Source organism: Dactylosporangium sp. NPDC050688 (assembly GCF_040654515.1).
In the GTDB taxonomy this organism is placed as follows: Bacteria; Actinomycetota; Actinomycetes; order Mycobacteriales; family Micromonosporaceae; genus Dactylosporangium.
On sequence record NZ_JBFAIC010000008.1, the window covers coordinates 174,261 to 191,287 of the forward strand.

The 17,027-nt window shown below is 73.7% G+C and carries 8 protein-coding genes; 2 read left to right on the top strand and 6 right to left on the bottom strand.

Features of this window, described 5'->3' with window-relative positions:
- Positions 1 to 15: 15 nt before the first annotated feature.
- From AB0H83_RS10955 to AB0H83_RS10965, 3 genes are all read right to left on the bottom strand, one after another.
- Positions 16 to 2,493 carry a glycogen/starch/alpha-glucan phosphorylase gene (locus AB0H83_RS10955; protein ID WP_360090414.1) on the bottom strand — a complete coding sequence of 826 codons (2,478 nt, stop codon included), beginning with the start codon at positions 2,491 to 2,493 and terminating at the stop codon, positions 16 to 18.
- 1,802 nt (positions 2,494 to 4,295) lie between these two features.
- Positions 4,296 to 5,210, bottom strand: coding sequence for an MHYT domain-containing protein (locus AB0H83_RS10960; protein WP_360090417.1), 915 nt, complete (start codon positions 5,208 to 5,210; stop codon positions 4,296 to 4,298).
- Between the two features lie 99 nt (positions 5,211 to 5,309).
- Positions 5,310 to 8,030, bottom strand: a complete 2,721-nt coding sequence (locus tag AB0H83_RS10965; RefSeq protein WP_360090420.1) for a DEAD/DEAH box helicase — start codon at positions 8,028 to 8,030, stop codon at positions 5,310 to 5,312.
- 21 nt (positions 8,031 to 8,051) lie between these two features.
- Here AB0H83_RS10965 and AB0H83_RS10970 point away from each other — a divergent pair, with 21 nt between their 5' ends.
- Positions 8,052 to 8,792, top strand: a complete 741-nt coding sequence (locus AB0H83_RS10970) for an HAD-IA family hydrolase (RefSeq protein ID WP_360090423.1) — start codon at positions 8,052 to 8,054, stop codon at positions 8,790 to 8,792.
- Between the two features lie 124 nt (positions 8,793 to 8,916).
- Positions 8,917 to 9,315 carry an Hsp20/alpha crystallin family protein gene (locus AB0H83_RS10975; protein WP_360090426.1) on the top strand — a complete coding sequence of 133 codons (399 nt, stop codon included), beginning with the start codon at positions 8,917 to 8,919 and terminating at the stop codon, positions 9,313 to 9,315.
- Here the strand turns inward: AB0H83_RS10975 and AB0H83_RS10980 are convergent.
- Genes AB0H83_RS10980 through AB0H83_RS10990 form a run of 3 tightly spaced genes read right to left on the bottom strand, consistent with a single transcriptional unit; the run spans position 9,312 to position 17,011 of the window.
- Positions 9,312 to 10,190, bottom strand: coding sequence for a diacylglycerol kinase (locus tag AB0H83_RS10980; protein ID WP_360090429.1), 879 nt, complete (start codon positions 10,188 to 10,190; stop codon positions 9,312 to 9,314). The two genes, AB0H83_RS10975 and AB0H83_RS10980, sit on opposite strands and share 4 nt — an antisense overlap.
- A gap of 9 nt (positions 10,191 to 10,199) precedes the next feature.
- Positions 10,200 to 11,852 carry a condensation domain-containing protein gene (locus AB0H83_RS10985; RefSeq protein WP_360090432.1) on the bottom strand — a complete coding sequence of 551 codons (1,653 nt, stop codon included), beginning with the start codon at positions 11,850 to 11,852 and terminating at the stop codon, positions 10,200 to 10,202.
- The gene (locus AB0H83_RS10990) at positions 11,849 to 17,011 is read right to left on the bottom strand and encodes an amino acid adenylation domain-containing protein (RefSeq protein WP_360090435.1); all 5,163 of its coding nucleotides are present in this window, start codon (positions 17,009 to 17,011) and stop codon (positions 11,849 to 11,851) included. The genes AB0H83_RS10985 and AB0H83_RS10990 overlap by 4 nt, the downstream gene beginning before the upstream one ends.
- Positions 17,012 to 17,027 lie beyond the last annotated feature (16 nt).

Here is a 17,027-nt window from a genome sequence, read left to right on the forward strand (position 1 = left end):
GCAGCAGCCACCGCGCTACGGGCTGACGCGCACCGGGTCGACCTTCCAGATCTGCTCGCAGTACTCCCGCACCGTGCGGTCGGAGGAGAAGAACCCGCACCGGGCCGTGTTCAGGATCGACATCCTGCTCCAGCGCTCGGGGTCCAGCCACGTCTGGGCGACCGTGTCCTGGCAGTCGACGTACGCGCGGTAGTCGGCCAGCGCCATGTACTCGTCGCGGTGCAGCATGGCGTCCACGATCGGGGCGAAGACGCTGCGGTCGCCCTTCGCGAACGCGCCCGAGGCGATCGTGTCGATGGCGAGGCGCAACTCGAAGTCGGCCTCGTAGTACGCGCGCGGCGAGTACCCGGACCGCTGCAGGTCGGCCGCTTCCTGCGCGTCCATGCCGAACAGGAAGAAGTTGTCGGCGCCGACCCGGTCACGGATCTCGATGTTGGCGCCGTCGAGGGTGCCGATGGTGAGGGCGCCGTTGAGGGCCAGCTTCATGTTGCCCGTCCCCGACGCCTCCTTGCCGGCGAGGGAGATCTGCTCGGACAGGTCCGCGGCCGGGATGACGAACTGCGCCTTCGTCACGTTGTAGTCCGGCGGGAACACCACCCGCAGGTGCCGGGCGAGCACCGGGTCGGTGTTGACCACGCCGGCGACCGCGTTGACCAGCTCGATGAGCTGCTTCATCGCGTGGTACCCGGGAGCCGCCTTCCCGCCGAACAGCACCGTCCGCGGCACGTAGTTGGCCTGCGGGTCGGCCCGGATCCGGTTCACCATGGTGATCACGTGCAGCAGTTTCAGCTGTTGCCGCTTGTACTCGTGGAACCGCTTGATCATCACGTCGGCGAGCGCGTCGGGGTCGATCAGCACGCCCGTGGAGCGCTCGACGGCGGCGGCGAGCACGCCCTTGTTCTGCCGCTTGACGGCCCGCCACGCGGCGCGGAACTCGGGGTCGTCGGCGTGCGGGCCGAGCCCGTGCAGCCGCTCCAGGTCCGTCAGCCACCCCTCGTCGCCGAGCGCACCGGTGATCAGCTCCGACAGCCGCGGGTTGGCCATGCGCAGGAACCGCCGCGGCGTGACACCGTTGGTGACGTTGTGGAACCGCTCCGGCCACAGCACCGCGAAGTCGTGCAGCGTCGTCTCGGCGAGCAGCTTCGTGTGCAGCTCGGCGACCCCGTTGACGGCGGTGCTGCCGACGACCGCGAGGTGCGCCATCCGGACCCGCCGCTCGTCACCCTCCTGGATGATCGACATGCGGCGCAGCATGTCGGTGTCGCCCGGGTACGCCGCCCGCACCTCCTCCAGGAAGAAGTGGTTGATCGCGTAGATGATCTCCATGTGCCGGGGCAGGAGCCGCTCCAGCAGCCGCACCGGCCACGTCTCCAGCGCCTCCGGCAGCAGCGTGTGGCAGGTGTAGTTGAAGGTGCGCCGGGTGATCCCCCACGCCTCGTCCCAGCCCACCCCGTGCTCGTCGACCAGCAGCCGCATCAGCTCGGTGACCGCCATGACCGGGTGCGTGTCGTTGAGCTGGACCACCACCTTGTCCGCGAAGTGCTCCCAGCCGCTGTTGCGCAGCCGGTACCGCCGGATGATGTCCCTCAGCGAGCACGCCACGAGGAAGTACTGCTGCTTGAGCCGCAGTTCCCGGCCTGACTCGGTGCTGTCGTCGGGGTAGAGCACCTTGCTGATGTTCTCGGCCCTCACGATGTCGTCGACGGCCTCCACGTACTGCCCGACGCCGAACCTGCCCAGGTCGAACGACTCCCGGCTGGCCCGCGCCTGCCACAGCCGGATGATGTTGACCGTCTGCGTGCCGTACCCGGGCACGAGCATGTGGCTCGGCTCGCCCCGCACCGTCTCCGCCGGCACCCACACCCGCCGCAGCCCGACCGGGTCCTTCGGGTCCGGGTGGGTCGTGCCGTAGAACCCGACCAGCTGCCGGTCGTCGGGCGCCGGGAACTCCCACGGGTTGCCGTAGAACGTCCAGTCGTCGGGCCGCTCGACCTGCCTGCCGTCGCGGAACGTCTGCTTGAAGATGCCGAACTCGTACCGGATGCCGTACCCGACCGCGGGGATGTCCAGCGTGGCGAGCGAGTCCAGCAGGCACGCCGCCAGCCGGCCGAGCCCGCCGTTGCCGAGGCCGGGCTCCACGTCGTACACCTCGAGCCCTTCGAGCGACACCCCGAGATCCTCGGCGATCGGCCTGACCCAGCGCTCCGTGTCGGTGTACAGCAGGTTCTGCCGCAGCTGCCGCCCCAGCAGGTACTCCGCCGACAGGTAGTAGACGAACCTGGGATTGGCCGCGTAGTGCGCCGCCGCCGTGCGCGCATACCGGTCCACCAGCCGGTCCCGCACGGTCACCGCCAGCGTGTAGTACCCGTCGGGCCCGCTCGCCGACTCGATCGTCGTGCCCCGCTGGTAATAGAGGTTGGAGATCAGGTCCCGCTCGAAGTCCTCGAGCGAGTCGCCGACGGTGCGCCTGGGTCGGTGCCTGGCCTCGGTCACTCCCCCAGTATCCGCCATCAGATCACCCAGCACCGAACCTCTTCTCACATCTCATCTCCATCCCCCCGCCGATCACGCCCCCGGCGGTGGCGCGGCTCCTCCCCCGTCACGCTCACCACCTGCGCGAGCTGCCCGCAGAAGCACCTGCGCGGACGCGACCCGGCCCGCGGCAGCCGGTCGGGCCCGGCGACGGGCGCACCCCGGCAGCGAGCGGCATCGGCCCGGCGGCAGCCCGCTGCGTCTGCCAGCCGGCGGAATGCAGCCCGCGCATCGAACAGGAGCCAGTCGGCGGCCCCGAAGCGACCCCATGCGGTCAGCCACCTCGGCCCGAAGCGCCGCGGGATCCGCCCTGGCCTGCGCCGCAGAAGACCGGCGGCGGGAGTGGCGGACCTCGCGAGGGGGTCGCTGCACATGAGTGCTGTTCACCGGGTTGATGGTGTTGCGGTTCCTCGCCGCACGGGTGCGGCGAGGGGCTCCCTCCGCGCTGGTGGGACGGGCCTCAGCCAGCCGGGGTTCCCCGCCCCAGCGCCCTCGATACTCGTTGCCGCTTGCACTGCCCGCGCCGGCACGTGACAGCCTCACGAGTGCCGCATCCAGCGCTCGCCGCCGCGCCAGCCGGACCACCGTGGTGATCCAAGTCGCGTACCGGCCGCCCGGACGACCACGCCGCGACTTCGATCAACCAAGCAAGACCACCAGCGAGCCGACCGCGACGGAACCGGCCACCCGCCGCGACCCGCGGCGGCGCGACCGGCACGTGACAGCCTCACGAGTGCCGCATCCAGTGCTCGCCGCCGCGCCGGCCGGACCACCGCGATGATCCAAGTCGCGTACCGGCCGTCTGAATGACCACGCCGCGACTTCGATCAACCAAGCAAGATCACCAGCGAGCCGACCGCGACGGAACCGGCCACCCGCCGCGACCCGCGGCAGCGCGACCGGCACGTGACAGCCACACGAGTGCCGCATCCGGTGCTCGCCGCCGCGCCGGCCGGACCACCGCGATGATCCAAGTCGCGTACCGGCCGTCTGAATGACCACGCCGCGACTTCGATCAACCAAGCAAGATCACCAGCACCGACCGCGACGGAACCGGCCACCTGCCGTGACCCGCGGCAGCGCGACCGGCACGCGACAGCCACACGAGTGCCGCATCCAGTGCTCGCCACCGCGCCGGCCAGACCACCGCGATGATCCAAGTCGCGTACCGGCCGCCCGGACGACCACGCCGCGACTTCGATCAACCAAGCAAGATCACTCGATCAACCGGGAAAGATCACCAGCGAGCCGGCCGCGACGGAACCGGCCACCTGCCGTGACCCGCGGCGGCGCGACCGGCACGGAGCAGCCTCACAGGTGCCGCATCCAGTGCTCGCCACCGCGCCAACCGGACCACCGCGATGATCCAAGTCGCGTACCGGCCGTCTGAATGACCACGCCGCGACTTCGATCAACCAAGCAAGATCACTCGATCAACCTGGAAAGATCACCAGCGAGCCGGCCGCGACGAACCGGCCACCTGCCATGACCTGCGGCGGCGCGATCTGCCAGTGGTCGGCCAGTGATCGGCCCGGAACCGGGTCGAACTGTGCTTCACCCCGGCGTACTCGTCCTGGGCCGGCCCGATCGAAGCGCACGTCGGACCCTCGCACATGTTCACCGCATCCAAACGCCAACGCCGACCGGTCAACCAGCCACCCGAACAGCGGCCTGACCGGCACCGTGAACGTTCGTGGTCAGAGCACCAGCGGGCGGGGCCAGCCGCCGCGGCCAGGGTCAGCCACCGGGGTCAGCGGGCGGGGTCAGCGGCCGCGTTGGCGGCGGGCGTCGGCGATGCCGTTGGCGGCGCGGGCCGAGAAGGCCTGGCCGGTGCCGGGGGCGGCGGGGGTGGTGTTGGAGCCGCCGCCGAAGACGGGGCCGGCGGTGGCGGCGCGCAGGGCCTCGCCGGCGGCGATCTTGTCGTGGACGGCGGCGGCCTCGGCCTGCTCGCGCTCCGAGGGGACGGCCATCACGGCGCTGGCCAGGGCGATGACCACGACCAGGACGAAGAGCACGATCGGGGCGAGGAACCAGTTGACGTCGACGCCGGGGACGCCGCCGATGGTGGCGGTGGTGATGTTGACGTGCATCGCATACATGCCGGTGTAGTGCATGCCGCAGACGGCGAGGCCCATGACCGCGGCGGCGGCGATCGTGGCGGGGATGCCGCGCACGACGACGGTGAACCACAGCGCGACGGTCGCGGCGACGACCGCGATCGCGTAGGAGGCGTAGAAGAGGGTGCTCTTGTACTCGAACGAGCCGTTGATCTGCATCGCGGCCATGCCGGTGTAGTGCATGAAGGCGACGGAGACACCGGTGATCGGGCCGCCGATGAGGACCTTGGCCATGGAGGGTTTGCCGAGGCCGACGATGAACAGGCCGATGCCGACGGTGATGACCGCGATGAAGAAGCTGGCGACGGTCAGCGGCACGTCGTAGCGCAGCGGGGTGCCGCTGACGCTGAAGCCGATCATGGCCATGAAGTGCATGACCCAGATGCCGGTGCCGCCGATCGCCCACGCCGCGAGGACGAGCAGCCATGCCCGCCGGCGGGTGTCGGTGGCGGCACGGGCCCGGGCGGTGCTCACCAGGCCGAGAAGGGAACCAAGGAACGACATCGCGTACGCGAAGATCGGGGTGATCGGCCCGTACGTGAAGTGGTGCAGCTCTCCCACGATGCTTCCTTCCGCGCCGGAACCGTCCACCCGGCGAAAGCATCATTGCGGATCCAAACAAATTTTTCTAATCCATCTGGATGAAAACTCGCTGCGTGACTAAGCCATGACGCTGTACGCCAGCACACCGCGGGTCATGGCCGCCATCGCCTGCCGGGCGGTGCGGCGCACCGCGTCGGAGGCGCCCGGGGCGTCGGCGAGTTGACCGAGCAGGTCGAGGACCTGCCGGGACCAGCGCACGAAGTCACCGGCCGGCATGTCGCCCTCCAGGCCGTGCACGCTGCCGAGCACCTTGGTGAGCGACTCGCCGCGGGCCCACCGGTACACCGGCCACACGAAACCCAGGTCGAGCTCCCGGGTCAGCTGCAGGCCCCGCGAGTCCTCGTCCTCGCGCAGGTCGGACCACAGCTGCAGGGTGGCGTCGACGGCGTCGGACACCTCGCCGCGCGGGATCGAGGCACGGTCGTCGGACTCGCGGCGGGCCTCGTAGACCAGGATGCTGGCGGCGGCGGCGAGGTCGGCGGCGCCGAGCTTGTCCCACACGCCGCGGCGCAGGCACTCGGCGACGAGCAGGTCGGTCTCGGACCAGATCCGGGCGAGGGTGCGGCCGGCGTCGGTGACGGTGCCGGCCGCCGACAGGTACCCGCGGTCGGTGAGCAGCCCGCAGACCCGGTCGAAGGTGCGGGCGAGGGAGCCGGTGCGGTTGGCGACCTTGCCGCGCAGCGCCTCCGTGTCGCGCTCCAGGCGCCAGCGGCGCTCCGCCCAGCGGGCGTGCTCCTCCCGCTCCGGGCACTGGTGGCAAGGGTGGCGGCGCATCGCGGCGCGCAGCTGGTCCAGCTCGTGGTCGTCGGTGACGTCCCGGGACCGGGAGCGCGAGCGGCCCCGCGAGGCCGGCTCGATCTCCAGGCGGCGCAGCTGCGCGGCGAGGTCCCGGCGGTCCTGCGCGGAGCGGTAGTTGAACTGCTTGGGGACCCGGACCCGCCCGAGCGGCTCGACGGCGGCGGTGAAGTCGGCGCCGGAGATCCGCCCGGCCCAGCGGTCCTCGGTGAGCACGAGCGGGCGGGGCTCGCTGAAGCCGCGGCCGCCGACGCCCGGGTCGATGATGATGGCGAGGCCGGCGCGGCGGCCGGTGGGGACCCGGATGACGTCGCCGGGGCGCAGCCGCTCGATGGACTCCAGGGCCGCGGCACGGCGCTGCTGGGCGCCCTGCCGGGCGATGGTCCGCTCCCGCTCGGCGATGCGCACCCGGAAGTCGAAGTACTCGTCGAAGTCGCCGAGGTGGCAGGTGGTCTCCGCGCCGTACGTGGCGATCGTGTCGACGTTGCGCTGCACCTGCCGGGCCAGCCCGACCACCGAGCGGTCCGCCTGGAACTGGGCGAACGAACTCTCCAGCAGCTCCCGGGCGGCGGAGATGCCGACGCTGGCGACGAGGTTCACCGCCATGTTGTACGACGGCCGGAAGCTCGACCTCAGCGGGTACGTCCGGGTGGAGGCGAGCCCGGCGACGTGCCGCGGGTCGAGCTCCGGCGCCCAGACCACGACCGCGTGGCCCTCCACGTCGATGCCGCGGCGCCCGGCGCGGCCGGTGAGCTGCGTGTACTCCCCCGGGGTCAGGTCGACGTGCGCCTCGCCGTTGTACTTGACGAGCCGCTCCAGGACCACGCACCGGGCCGGCATGTTGATGCCGAGCGCCAGGGTCTCCGTGGCGAACACGGCCTTGACCAGGCCGCGGACGAACAGCTCCTCGACGACCTCCTTGAACGCCGGCAGCATCCCGGCGTGGTGCGCGGCGAGGCCCCGCTCGAGGCCGTCGAGCCACTCCCAGTACCCGAGCACCTGCAGGTCCTCGCTCGGGATGTGCTTGGTGCGCGACTCGACGATGGTGCGGATCTCGACCCGCTCGTCGGGCCCGGTGAGCCGCAGCCCGGCGGCGAGGCACTGCTGGACGGCGGCGTCGCAGCCGGCCCGGCTGAAGATGAACAGGATCGCCGGCAGCAGCCCCTCGCGGTCGAGCCGTTCGACGATCTCGGGCCGGTAGGGGCCCTTGCGCCGGCCGTTGCGGCTGCCGGCCAGCTCGACGCGGCGCAGCATCTCGCGGTGGTACCGCAGCAGCTCCGGGTGCACGTCGTGCTTCTGCGCCGCCTCGGCGTCGTGGAACAGGTCGAACATCCGCCGGTCGATCAGCATGTGCTGCCACAGCGGCACCGGCCGGTGCTCGCTGACCACGACCGTGGTCTCGCCGCGCACGGTGACCAGCCAGTCGGCGAACTCCTCCGCGTTGGACACGGTCGCCGACAGCGAGACCAGCGTCACCGAGTCCGGCAGGTGGATGATCACCTCTTCCCAGACGGCGCCGCGGAACCGGTCGGCGAGGTAGTGCACCTCGTCCATCACGACGTAGGACAGCCCCTGCAGGGTGGCGGATCCCGCGTACAGCATGTTGCGCAGGACCTCGGTGGTCATCACCACCACGGGCGCGTCGCCGTTGATCGCGTTGTCGCCGGTGAGCAGGCCGACCCGCTCGGTGCCGTACCGCTGGACGAGGTCGTTGTACTTCTGGTTCGACAGCGCCTTGATCGGCGTGGTGTAGAAGCACTTGCGCCCCTGCCGCAAGGCCAGGTGGACGGCGAACTCCCCCACCACGGTCTTGCCGGCCCCGGTCGGCGCGCACACCAGCACGCCCGTGCCCCGCTCCAGCGCGTCGCACGCCTCGGCCTGGAACGGGTCGAGCGCGAAGTCCAGCTCCTCGGCGAACTCGGTCAGGGCAGGACGCTGAGCCCGCCTTTGGGCCGCTTCGTACCGCTCGGCGGGGGTGGTCATGACCCCAAGGCTAGGCGAAAGATGCCCGGATCCGCTCATGGGTATCGTGCTGGCGTGCCGGAAAGCGCTGAACCACCAAGTACATGGCGGCCCGTCGGGGCCGTGCTCCTGGATTTCCACGGGACGATCGCGCAGGTGGAGGACCCCGTCAGGTGGGTGACGGCAGCGGCGGCGAGCCTCGGCACCACCCTTGACCGGGGCCGGGCCACGGTCCTCGCCGACCGGCTCATGACCGCCGGGCGGGCCGGCGGTCCGAAGCCGCACCGGGTGCCGGCGCACCTCGCCGAGGTGTGGGCCGACCGGGACCTGTCGGTGCAGGCGCACCGGGCCGCCTACTCGGGGCTCGCCGCGACCGTGGACGCCGACCTCGCCGAGGCCCTGTACGACCGGCTGCTCATCGCCGACGGCTGGCAGCTGTACGCCGACACCATCCCCACCCTGCAGGCGCTGCGCGAGCGCGGCGTCCCGGTGGCGGTGGTCTCCAACATCGGCTTCGACCTGCGCGACCTGGCGGCCCAGCTGGGCTTCGCCGACCTCGTCGACGAGTTCGTGCTCTCGTACGAGGTGGGCCGCTGCAAACCCGACCCGGCGATCTTCTGGAAGGCGTGCGCGGCGCTGCGCACGGACCCGGAGCGCACCCTCATGGTCGGTGACAGCCCCGCGGACGCCGGTGCCGCCGCCGCGGGCTGCTCCGTGCTCGTCCTCCCGGAGAGTGAACCGGGCAAGGTGCACGGCCTCAGCGCCGTGCTGCGGCTGCTGTAAACACGGCCTTTAAACATCGCCACGGTTGGGCACCACTGTCGCAACACCGCCTGTGCGCTTGTCGGCTCCCCGCCAGGCAGCGACAGTGCAGGGACACAGACCGTTTGACTTTCGGAGGACCATCATGCCGTTAAGCCGTTGGAACCCGTCGGACGCCCTCGCCCGCATCGAGGCCGAGGTCGGCAACGCCGCGTCCCAAGCCCACGCCCACTCCCACGCCCACTCCGGCTCCGCTTCCGTCTCCACCGCGACCGAGGGCGACGACCTCGTCATCACCGTCAACGGCGTCGACCCGGCAGGCGTCGACGTCCAGGTCTCCGGGGGCCGCCTCACGATCAAGGGCGGCGGCGGCACCAGCACCTCGGAGCACCACTCCGAGGGCGGCGCCACGTTCTCGTCGAGCTCGTCGAGCTCCAGCTCCTTCAGCCGCAGCTTCTCCCTGCCCGACGGCGTCACCGAGTCCGACGTCTCCACCACCCCGTCCGCCAACGGCGTGACGGTGCGCATCCACAACGCCGCCTAACCGATCAGGTTCAACGCACCTGGGACACAGGTGATGGTCACGGGGAGCGGGCAGATCCGCTCCCCGTCGGCGTACGCGGTGACCCCCTCGGCGGCCAGCTCCACGGTGCCCGCCCGGTGCGTCGACACCCGCGGGTCGAGCACGTGGGTACCTTTGAACACCTTCGGCCGCAGCCGCATCAGGGTGCCCCGCCCGAGCGGCTCGGCGACGACCACGTCCAGCAGGCCGTCGGTGGGGTCGGCGCCCGGCACGATCCGGAAGCCGCCGCCGTAGCTCTCGGTGTTGCCGATCGCGACGAGGACCGAGTCGAACTCGCTCTCCGTGCCGTCCAGGCGCATCCGGTACCGCCGGCTGCGAAGGGCCAGCAGCTCGGCGACGATGGCGAGGTTGTAGCGCTGCGGCCCGCGGGGCCAGCGCATCCGGTTGGCCCGTTCGTTGACGAACGCGTCGAACCCGGCGGCCATGACCGCCCCGAACCACGCCGTGGTGCCGTCGGCCCCGGTGACCCGCGCGAGATCGACGGCCCGCGTGCCGGGACCGGCCGCGATCGCCTCGGCGGCGGCGAGGGTGTCACCGGGCAGCCCCAGCCGGACCGCGAAGTCGTTGCCGGTGCCCGCGGGCACGATCCCGAACGGCGCACCGGTCCCGGCGACCGCCTGCAGCCCCAGGTGCACCGTGCCGTCCCCGCCCATGGCGACCACCGCCCGCCCCTCGGCGACCGCCAGCCTGCCCTGCTCGATCATGCCGTCGCGGGTACCGGCAGCGGCGACGTCCACGGTGTGCCCGCCGGCCCGCAGCCGCGCCACGACCTCGGGCAGCAGCGCGGCCCGCCGGCCCTTGCCGGCGGTCGGGTTGGCGAGCAGCGCGATGTCCACGCGAGGATGCTAGGTCCTGCCGTCCGGCACGGACAGCATCGGTTCGCGCAGCACCGGTTCGCGCAGCAGGGCGGCGGCGCGGCGGGCGCTGGCCGGGGCGCCGGCGGCCAACCACCCGGACAGGCTGAACCCGTCGCCGAGCCGCTCGGCGAGCCGCAGCGCCAGCAGCGAGTGGCCGCCGAGGGCGAAGAAGTCCGCGTCGGGGTCCACCGCGGGCAGCCCGAGGAGGTCGGCGAAGACCTGCCGCACGGCGGGCTCGGCGTCGTGGTCCGGCGGCGGTGCCCACTCCAGGTCCGCGTCCGGGTCGGCGGCGGCCTGCCGGGCCAGGGCGGTGAACGTGTCCGCCCAGCCGGCCACCGTGGCCGCGTCGAACAGGTCCGCCGCGTAGGTGAACGCGCACCGCAGCCCGTCGGCGCCGTCGACCGCGTCCAGTTCCAGGTCGAGGCGGGCGTCGTCGGCACCGTCCGGGGCGAGGGGGGTGACGGTGAGCCCGGCGGCCGCGGGCACCGGCTCTGGCGTGGGGTGCAGCGTGCAACCCACCTGGAACAGCGGGTTGCGCCCCGGCGGCCGAGGCGGGGCCAGCTCGCGCACGACCACGTCGAGGGGGATCTCCTGGTGCTCGTACGCGTCCAGGCACGTGGTGCGCACCGCTGCGAGGAACGCGGCGAAGGTCGGCGCCTGCCGCGGCCGGCCGCGCAGCACGACGACGTTGGAGACGTACCCGACGAGGCCGTGCAGCTCGGCGCGGCGCCGGTTGGCCAGCTGGGTGCCGACGAGGATGTCGGCGGCGCCGCTCACCCGGGCCAGCAGCACCTGGAACAGTGCCAGCAGCACCATGAACGGGGTGGCCCCGCAGCGCCGGGCGAGCGCGGCGAGGTCGTCGCGCAGCGCCGGGGGCAGCAGCACCTCGTGCACCGCCCCGCGCAGCGCGGGCCCGGCCGGCCGCGGACGGCCCGCGGGCAGCGGCAGCGGGCCGGGCGGGTCCGCCAGGTGCGCCAACCAGAACCGCAGGCCTCGCTCCGCCTGCTCGCCGGCCAGCCACTCGCGCTGCCAGCGGGCGTATTCGCCGTACTGCGGCACCACCGGCGGCAGCACGGCGGCGCGGCCGGTGACGGCGGCGGTGTAGAGCTCGACCAGCTCGCGGGTGAGCACCCCGACCGACCAGCCGTCGACGATCGCGTGGTGGAACGTCAGCGTGAGCACGGATCCGCGCTCGTCCAGCCGCACCAGGCCGGCTCGCAGCAGCGGACCCGCGGCGAGGTCGAACGGCGCCCGCCGCAGCGCGGCCGCGGCCGCCGCGGTGCAGCTCTCCAGCGGCACCGGCGCCGCGGGCGCGACCAGCTGCACCGGCCGGCCGTCGCGCAGCGGCAGCGACGTGCGCAGCACCTCGTGGCGGCGGACCAGCTCGGCCAGGGCGTGCCGCAGCGCGTCGACGTCGAGCTGCCCGGTCAGCCGGCACGCGACCGGCGTGTGGTAAGCCGTGCTGCCGGGGGCGCGGCGGTGCAGGTACACCATGGCGTCCTGACCGCACGACGCGGGCGCCGGACCGGCGTCGTCCAGCCCGGCGGCGGCGCCGGTGAGCCCGCGCCGCCACAGCCGCACCCGCAGCTCCGCCCGCTGCGCCGGGGGCAGCCGCCGGGCCGCTTCCACGGCGGCGGTCACGGCCGCTCCTGCAGTTGTGCCAGGGCGTCGGCGAGGTCGTCAAGGAAGCGGTCGGTGCCGCCGGGTGCCGGCATCGCGGCGGCGAGGCCGGCGATCGTCGGGTGTTCGAGGAACAGCCGCAGCGGCAGTTCGACGCCGAGGCGGTCGCGGATCGCCGCGGTCACCACGGTGGCGAGCAGCGAGTGGCCGCCGAGGTGGAAGAAGTCGTCGTGCACGCCGATGCGGGGCACCCCCAGGAACTCCGCCCAGACGCCGTGCAGCTGCTGCTCCAGCGGGGTGCGCGGGGCGACGTAGGAGACTGCGGCGTCGCGGGTGCCGCCCTCGACCGCCGGCAGCGCGCGCAGGTCGAGCTTGCCGGTGCGGGTGAGCGGCAGCCGGTCCAGCAGCACGAACTGGGCCGGCACCAGGTGCGCCGGCAGCCGCGCCGCCAGCGCCGAGCGCAGCTCCCCCGCCGTCACCGCTGCCGTCACCGCTGCCGTCACCGCTGCTGTCACCGCGCCGGTCTCGGCGTAGGCGACCAGCCGCGGGCCGCCGGGGCCGTCCTGGACGGTGACCGCGGCCTCGCGCACGCCGGGCAGCGCGCGCAGCGCGGCCTCGACCTCGCCCGGCTCGATCCGGTACCCCCTGATCTTGACCTGGCGGTCGCGCCGGCCCAGGAACTGCAGGGTGCCGTCGGGCAGCCGGCGCACCAGGTCGCCGGTGCGGTAGAGGCGGCCGCCGGGCGGGCCGAACGGGTCGGGCACGAAGCGTTCCGCGGTCGGTCCGGGCCGGTGCAGATACCCGCGGGCCAGGCCGGGCCCGCCGACGAGCAGCTCGCCGACCACGCCGACCGGCACCGGCTGCAGCTGCGCGTCGACGACGTACACCGTCGTGTTGGCGATCGGCCGGCCGATGGGGACGCTCGGGCCGGCCAGCGCGTCGGCGTCCAGCGCGCAGGCCGTGGCGGAGACGGTGACCTCGGTCGGGCCATACGCGTTGAGGAAGCTGTGCGGTCCGCCGGCGGCCAGGACCCGCCGGGCCCGGTCGGGGTCGATGACGTCGCCGCCGACGATGAGGTGCCGCAGGCCCCGGAACACCTCGGGTTCGGTGTCGGCGACGAGGTGGAACAGCGCGGGCGTCAGCCGGACCACAGTGGCCCCGGCCGCGCGGATCTCGGCGGCCAGCTCCGCGGCGCCGAGCGGCCGGTCGGCGGGGACCACGGCGAGGCGGGCACCGTTGAGCAGCGCCGCCCACACGACGAACGTGGTGGTGTCGAAGGCCGGGTCGGCGGTGAACAGCACGACGTCGCCGGGGCCGATCGCGACGTGGTCGGTGTTCACGACGAGCCGCACCACCGCGCGGTGCGGCACGCCGACGCCCTTGGGCTGCCCGGTGGACCCGGAGGTGTACACGATGTTGGCCAGGCTGTCCGGCGCCGACCCGCCGTCGACAACCTCGGGTGCCGGGAGTGCCGGGGGTGCCGGGGCCGGCGCGTCGAAGGCGAGAACGGGCAGCAGGCCGGCGAAGTCCGCCGGGGTGTGGGTGACGACGGCGGCGATGCGGGCGTCACCGGCCATGAACCGCAGCCGTTGCGCCGGGTACCCGGGGTCGAGCACCACGTAGGCACCGCCGGCCTTGAGGACCGCGAGCATGCCCAGGACCAGGTCCGCGCCGCGTCCCGCGTGCAGGCCGACCGGCACGTCGGTGCGCACCCCGGCCGCGCGCAGCGCCGAGGCCAGGCGGTCGCTGCCGGCGTCGAGGTCGGCGTACGTCCACGAGCGCGGCCCCTCGGACATCGCCACGGCGTCCGGCGACTGCCGGGCCCGCGCCCGGAACAGCCCGTCGAGGACCGGGTGGTCCGGCTGCGGCCGGGCGGTCGCGTTCCACCCGGTGACGATCCGCGCGTGCTCCTCCGGCGACAGCAGGTCCGGCGCCGTCACCGGGTCGTCCGGGCGGGCGCACATCGCCTCCAGCAGCCGCAGCCACGCGCCGGTGAACCCCTCGACCGTCGTCGCGTCCCACAGGTCCGTGGCGTACTGCAGCTCGACGACGAGGCCGCCGCCGGTGTCGGTGACGGTGCACGACATGTCCAGCTTCACCGTGCCAACCGCGGTGTCCCGGGGGCGCAGCGTGGCGCCGTGCATGCGCACGCCGCGCAGGTCGTCGTCGAGCACCTGGAAGATCACCTGGAAGATCGGGTGCCGGCCCGGGTCGCGCTGCGGGGCGAGCGCGCCGACCACCCGGTCGAACGGCGCGTCCTGGTGGTCGAAGGCCTCCTTGCAGGTGTCCGCGGTGCGCCGGACCGCCTCACGCAGGCTCGGCCGGCCGCTCAGGTCGGTGCGCAGCGCCAGCATGTTGACGAACAGCCCGACGATGCCCTGCAGCTCCCTGCGGCCCCGGCCGGCGATCGGCGTGCCGAGCACGATGTCGGTCTGCCCGGTGTACCTGCTGAGCACGGCGTTGAAGCTCGCCAGCAGCGTCATGAACAGCGTGACGCCCTCGTCGCGGCTCAGCCGGCGCAGCCGGTCGGCGAGCTGCGCACCGACCCCGGTGCGCAGGGTCGCGCCGCGGAAGCTCTCCACGGCGGGCCGGGGCCGGTCGGTGGGCAGCGCCAGCACGGGCGCGCCGTCGAGCTTGGCCCGCCAGAACCGCAGGTGCTCCTCGACGGCGCCGCGCTCGACGAGGCCCCGCTGCCAGGCGGCGTAGTCGGCGTACTGCAGCGGCAGCGGCTCGAGGCGGGCCGGCAGGCCGGTGCGGTTCGCGTCGTACAGGGCGGCGAGCTCGCGGATGAAGACGGCCAGGGACCAGTCGTCGGCGATGATGTGGTGGAACGTCACCAGCAGCACGTGGTGCCGCTCGGCGACCCGCAGCAGCCGGAACCGGGCCAGCGGCGGCCGGCCCAAATCGAAGGGGCGGGCGTGCTCCTCGGCGGCGAGCCGGTCGACCTCGGCCCGCACCGCGTCCGGCCCGTCGCCGGGCGGCACGTCGGTGACGTGCAGCGCGACGTCCAGGCTGTCGGCGACGAGCTGTCGCAGCGCCGCGCCGTCGAGGGCGAGACAGGTGCGCAGGCTCTCGTGCCGGTCGACGCACGCGCGCAGCGCCGCGGCCAGATCCTCGACGTCCAGCTCGCCCTCGATGTCGACGGCGCCGCCCAGGTTGTAGGTGGCCGTGCCGGGCGCCAGCTGGTCGAAGAACCACAGCCGCTCCTGCGCCAGCGACGCGACGCTGCTCAGGAACGACTCCTCCGGCTCTGGGCCGGCGGCCGCGCCGGCTCCGGCGGGCTGTTCCGACAGCGCCGCCGCGGTGGGCACGGCGAGTTCCTGCGGCAGCGCCGCGGGTGCGGGCTGTTCCGGCGCCGGCGCGGCGGCGGGCAGCCACGACTTGAGCTTGCCGGCCAGGAACAGCTCCCGGCTGCGGCCGCGGCGCACCTTGCCGCTGGTGGTGCGGGGCAGCCCGCCGGGCTTGAGCAGCAGCGTGGTGGCGACGCCGAGCTGGTGCTCCTCGGCGACCCGACGGCCGATCGCGCGGACCACCTCGTCGTGCTGCACCGCGTTGCGGCCCGGCGCGCCGCCGCCGGGCCCGCTGCCTTCACCGGGCCCGCCGGCGAGCCGGACCCTGGCGGCGGTCTCGGCGACCACGCCCAGGCACAGCTGCCCGTCCTGGTGGTAGCCGAAGACCGCGGACCGGCCGGCGGCCAGCGCCGGGTGCGCCGCCTCGACGGTCAGCTCGATGTCCTGCGGGTAGTGGTTGCGCCCGTCCAGCACGATCATGTCGTCGAGGCGGCCCAGCACGTACAGCTGCCCGTCGCGGCGGAAACCGAGGTCGCCGGTGCGCAGGAAGCCGGGCCCGTCCTCGTCCCCGGCGCCGTCGAGCCGGACGCCGACCTTCGCCGCGTTCGCCTCGGGCTGCCGCCAGTACCCGGGGCTCACGCTGGGCCCGGCGACCCAGATCTCGCCGGGCCGGTCGGGCGGGCAGGCCCGCCGCGTGGCCGGGTCGACAATGCGCACGTCCACGTTCGCCGGTGGCCGGCCGCACGCGGCGATGCGCCGCGCTCGCTCCTGCCCGCCCGGCGGGCGCAGCAGGCCGTCGCGCTCCAGCGCCTCGGCGTCCAGGTCGGTGTACCGCGCGTCGCCGTCCACCCGGCCGGCGCTGACCAGCAGCGTCGCCTCGGCCAGCCCGTAGCAGGGCAGGAACGCCGGCGCGGCGAACCCGGCCGGCGCGAACGCCTCGGCGAAGGCGGCGAGTGTGTCCCACCGCACCGGCTCGGCGCCGCACAGCGCGTACCGCCACGCGCTGAGGTCCAGGCCGGCCCGCTGCTGCCGGGTGGTCCGGCGCACGCACAGCTCGTAGCCGAAGTTGGGGGCGGTGCTCACCGTGGCCCGGTACCGGCTCAGCGCCTCCAGCCAGGCGGCCGGGCGCATCACGAACGCCATCGGCGACAGCAGCGCGATGAACCCGCCGAGGTAGAAGCACATCAGCAGCTGCCCGAGGCCCATGTCGTGGAAGAGCGGCAGCCAGCTCACCACGCGCAGCCCCGGGTCCGGCGCCGCGGCCATGCCGAGCGCGCCCGCGGTGGCGGACGAGTTCGCGATGACGTTGCCGTGCGTGATGACGACGCCCTTCGGCTCGCTCGTCGAGCCGGAGGTGTACTGCAGCAGCAGCGGCGCGTCCGGGCCGAGGGCGGGGTCGCGCCACGCTCCGGCCAGCTCGGGCGGCAGCGCGTCGACGGTGGTCCGCGCGCCGATGCCGAGCTCGTCCACGGCCGGCGCGGCGATCAGCTCCCCGGTGGTGACGACGACGGCGGGTTCGGCGTCCTTGACGATGCCCTGCAGCCGCGACAGCGCCGTCCTGCCGGCGGACGGGCCGTCGGGGTAGGGCACCGGCACCGCGACGACACCCGCGTAGGCGCAGGCCAGAAACGCCACCACGAAGTCCAGCGAGGTGGGCAGGAGCAGCAGCGCCCGGTCGCCGGGGCGGGCGTGGCGCAGCAGCAGCACCGCGCCGGACCGGGCCAGGCGGTCCAGCTCGGCGTAGGTGACCTCGGCGGTCACCTGGCCGTCGCGGTCCAGGATCGCGCAGGCGGCCTTGTCCGGCTGGGCGGCGGCCTGCCGGCGCAGCGCCGCCACCATGCTGCGGTCCCCGCGGGAGGCGAGGACCGGGTGGCCTGCTTCGGTGTGCACGGCGTGCGGGTCCTTC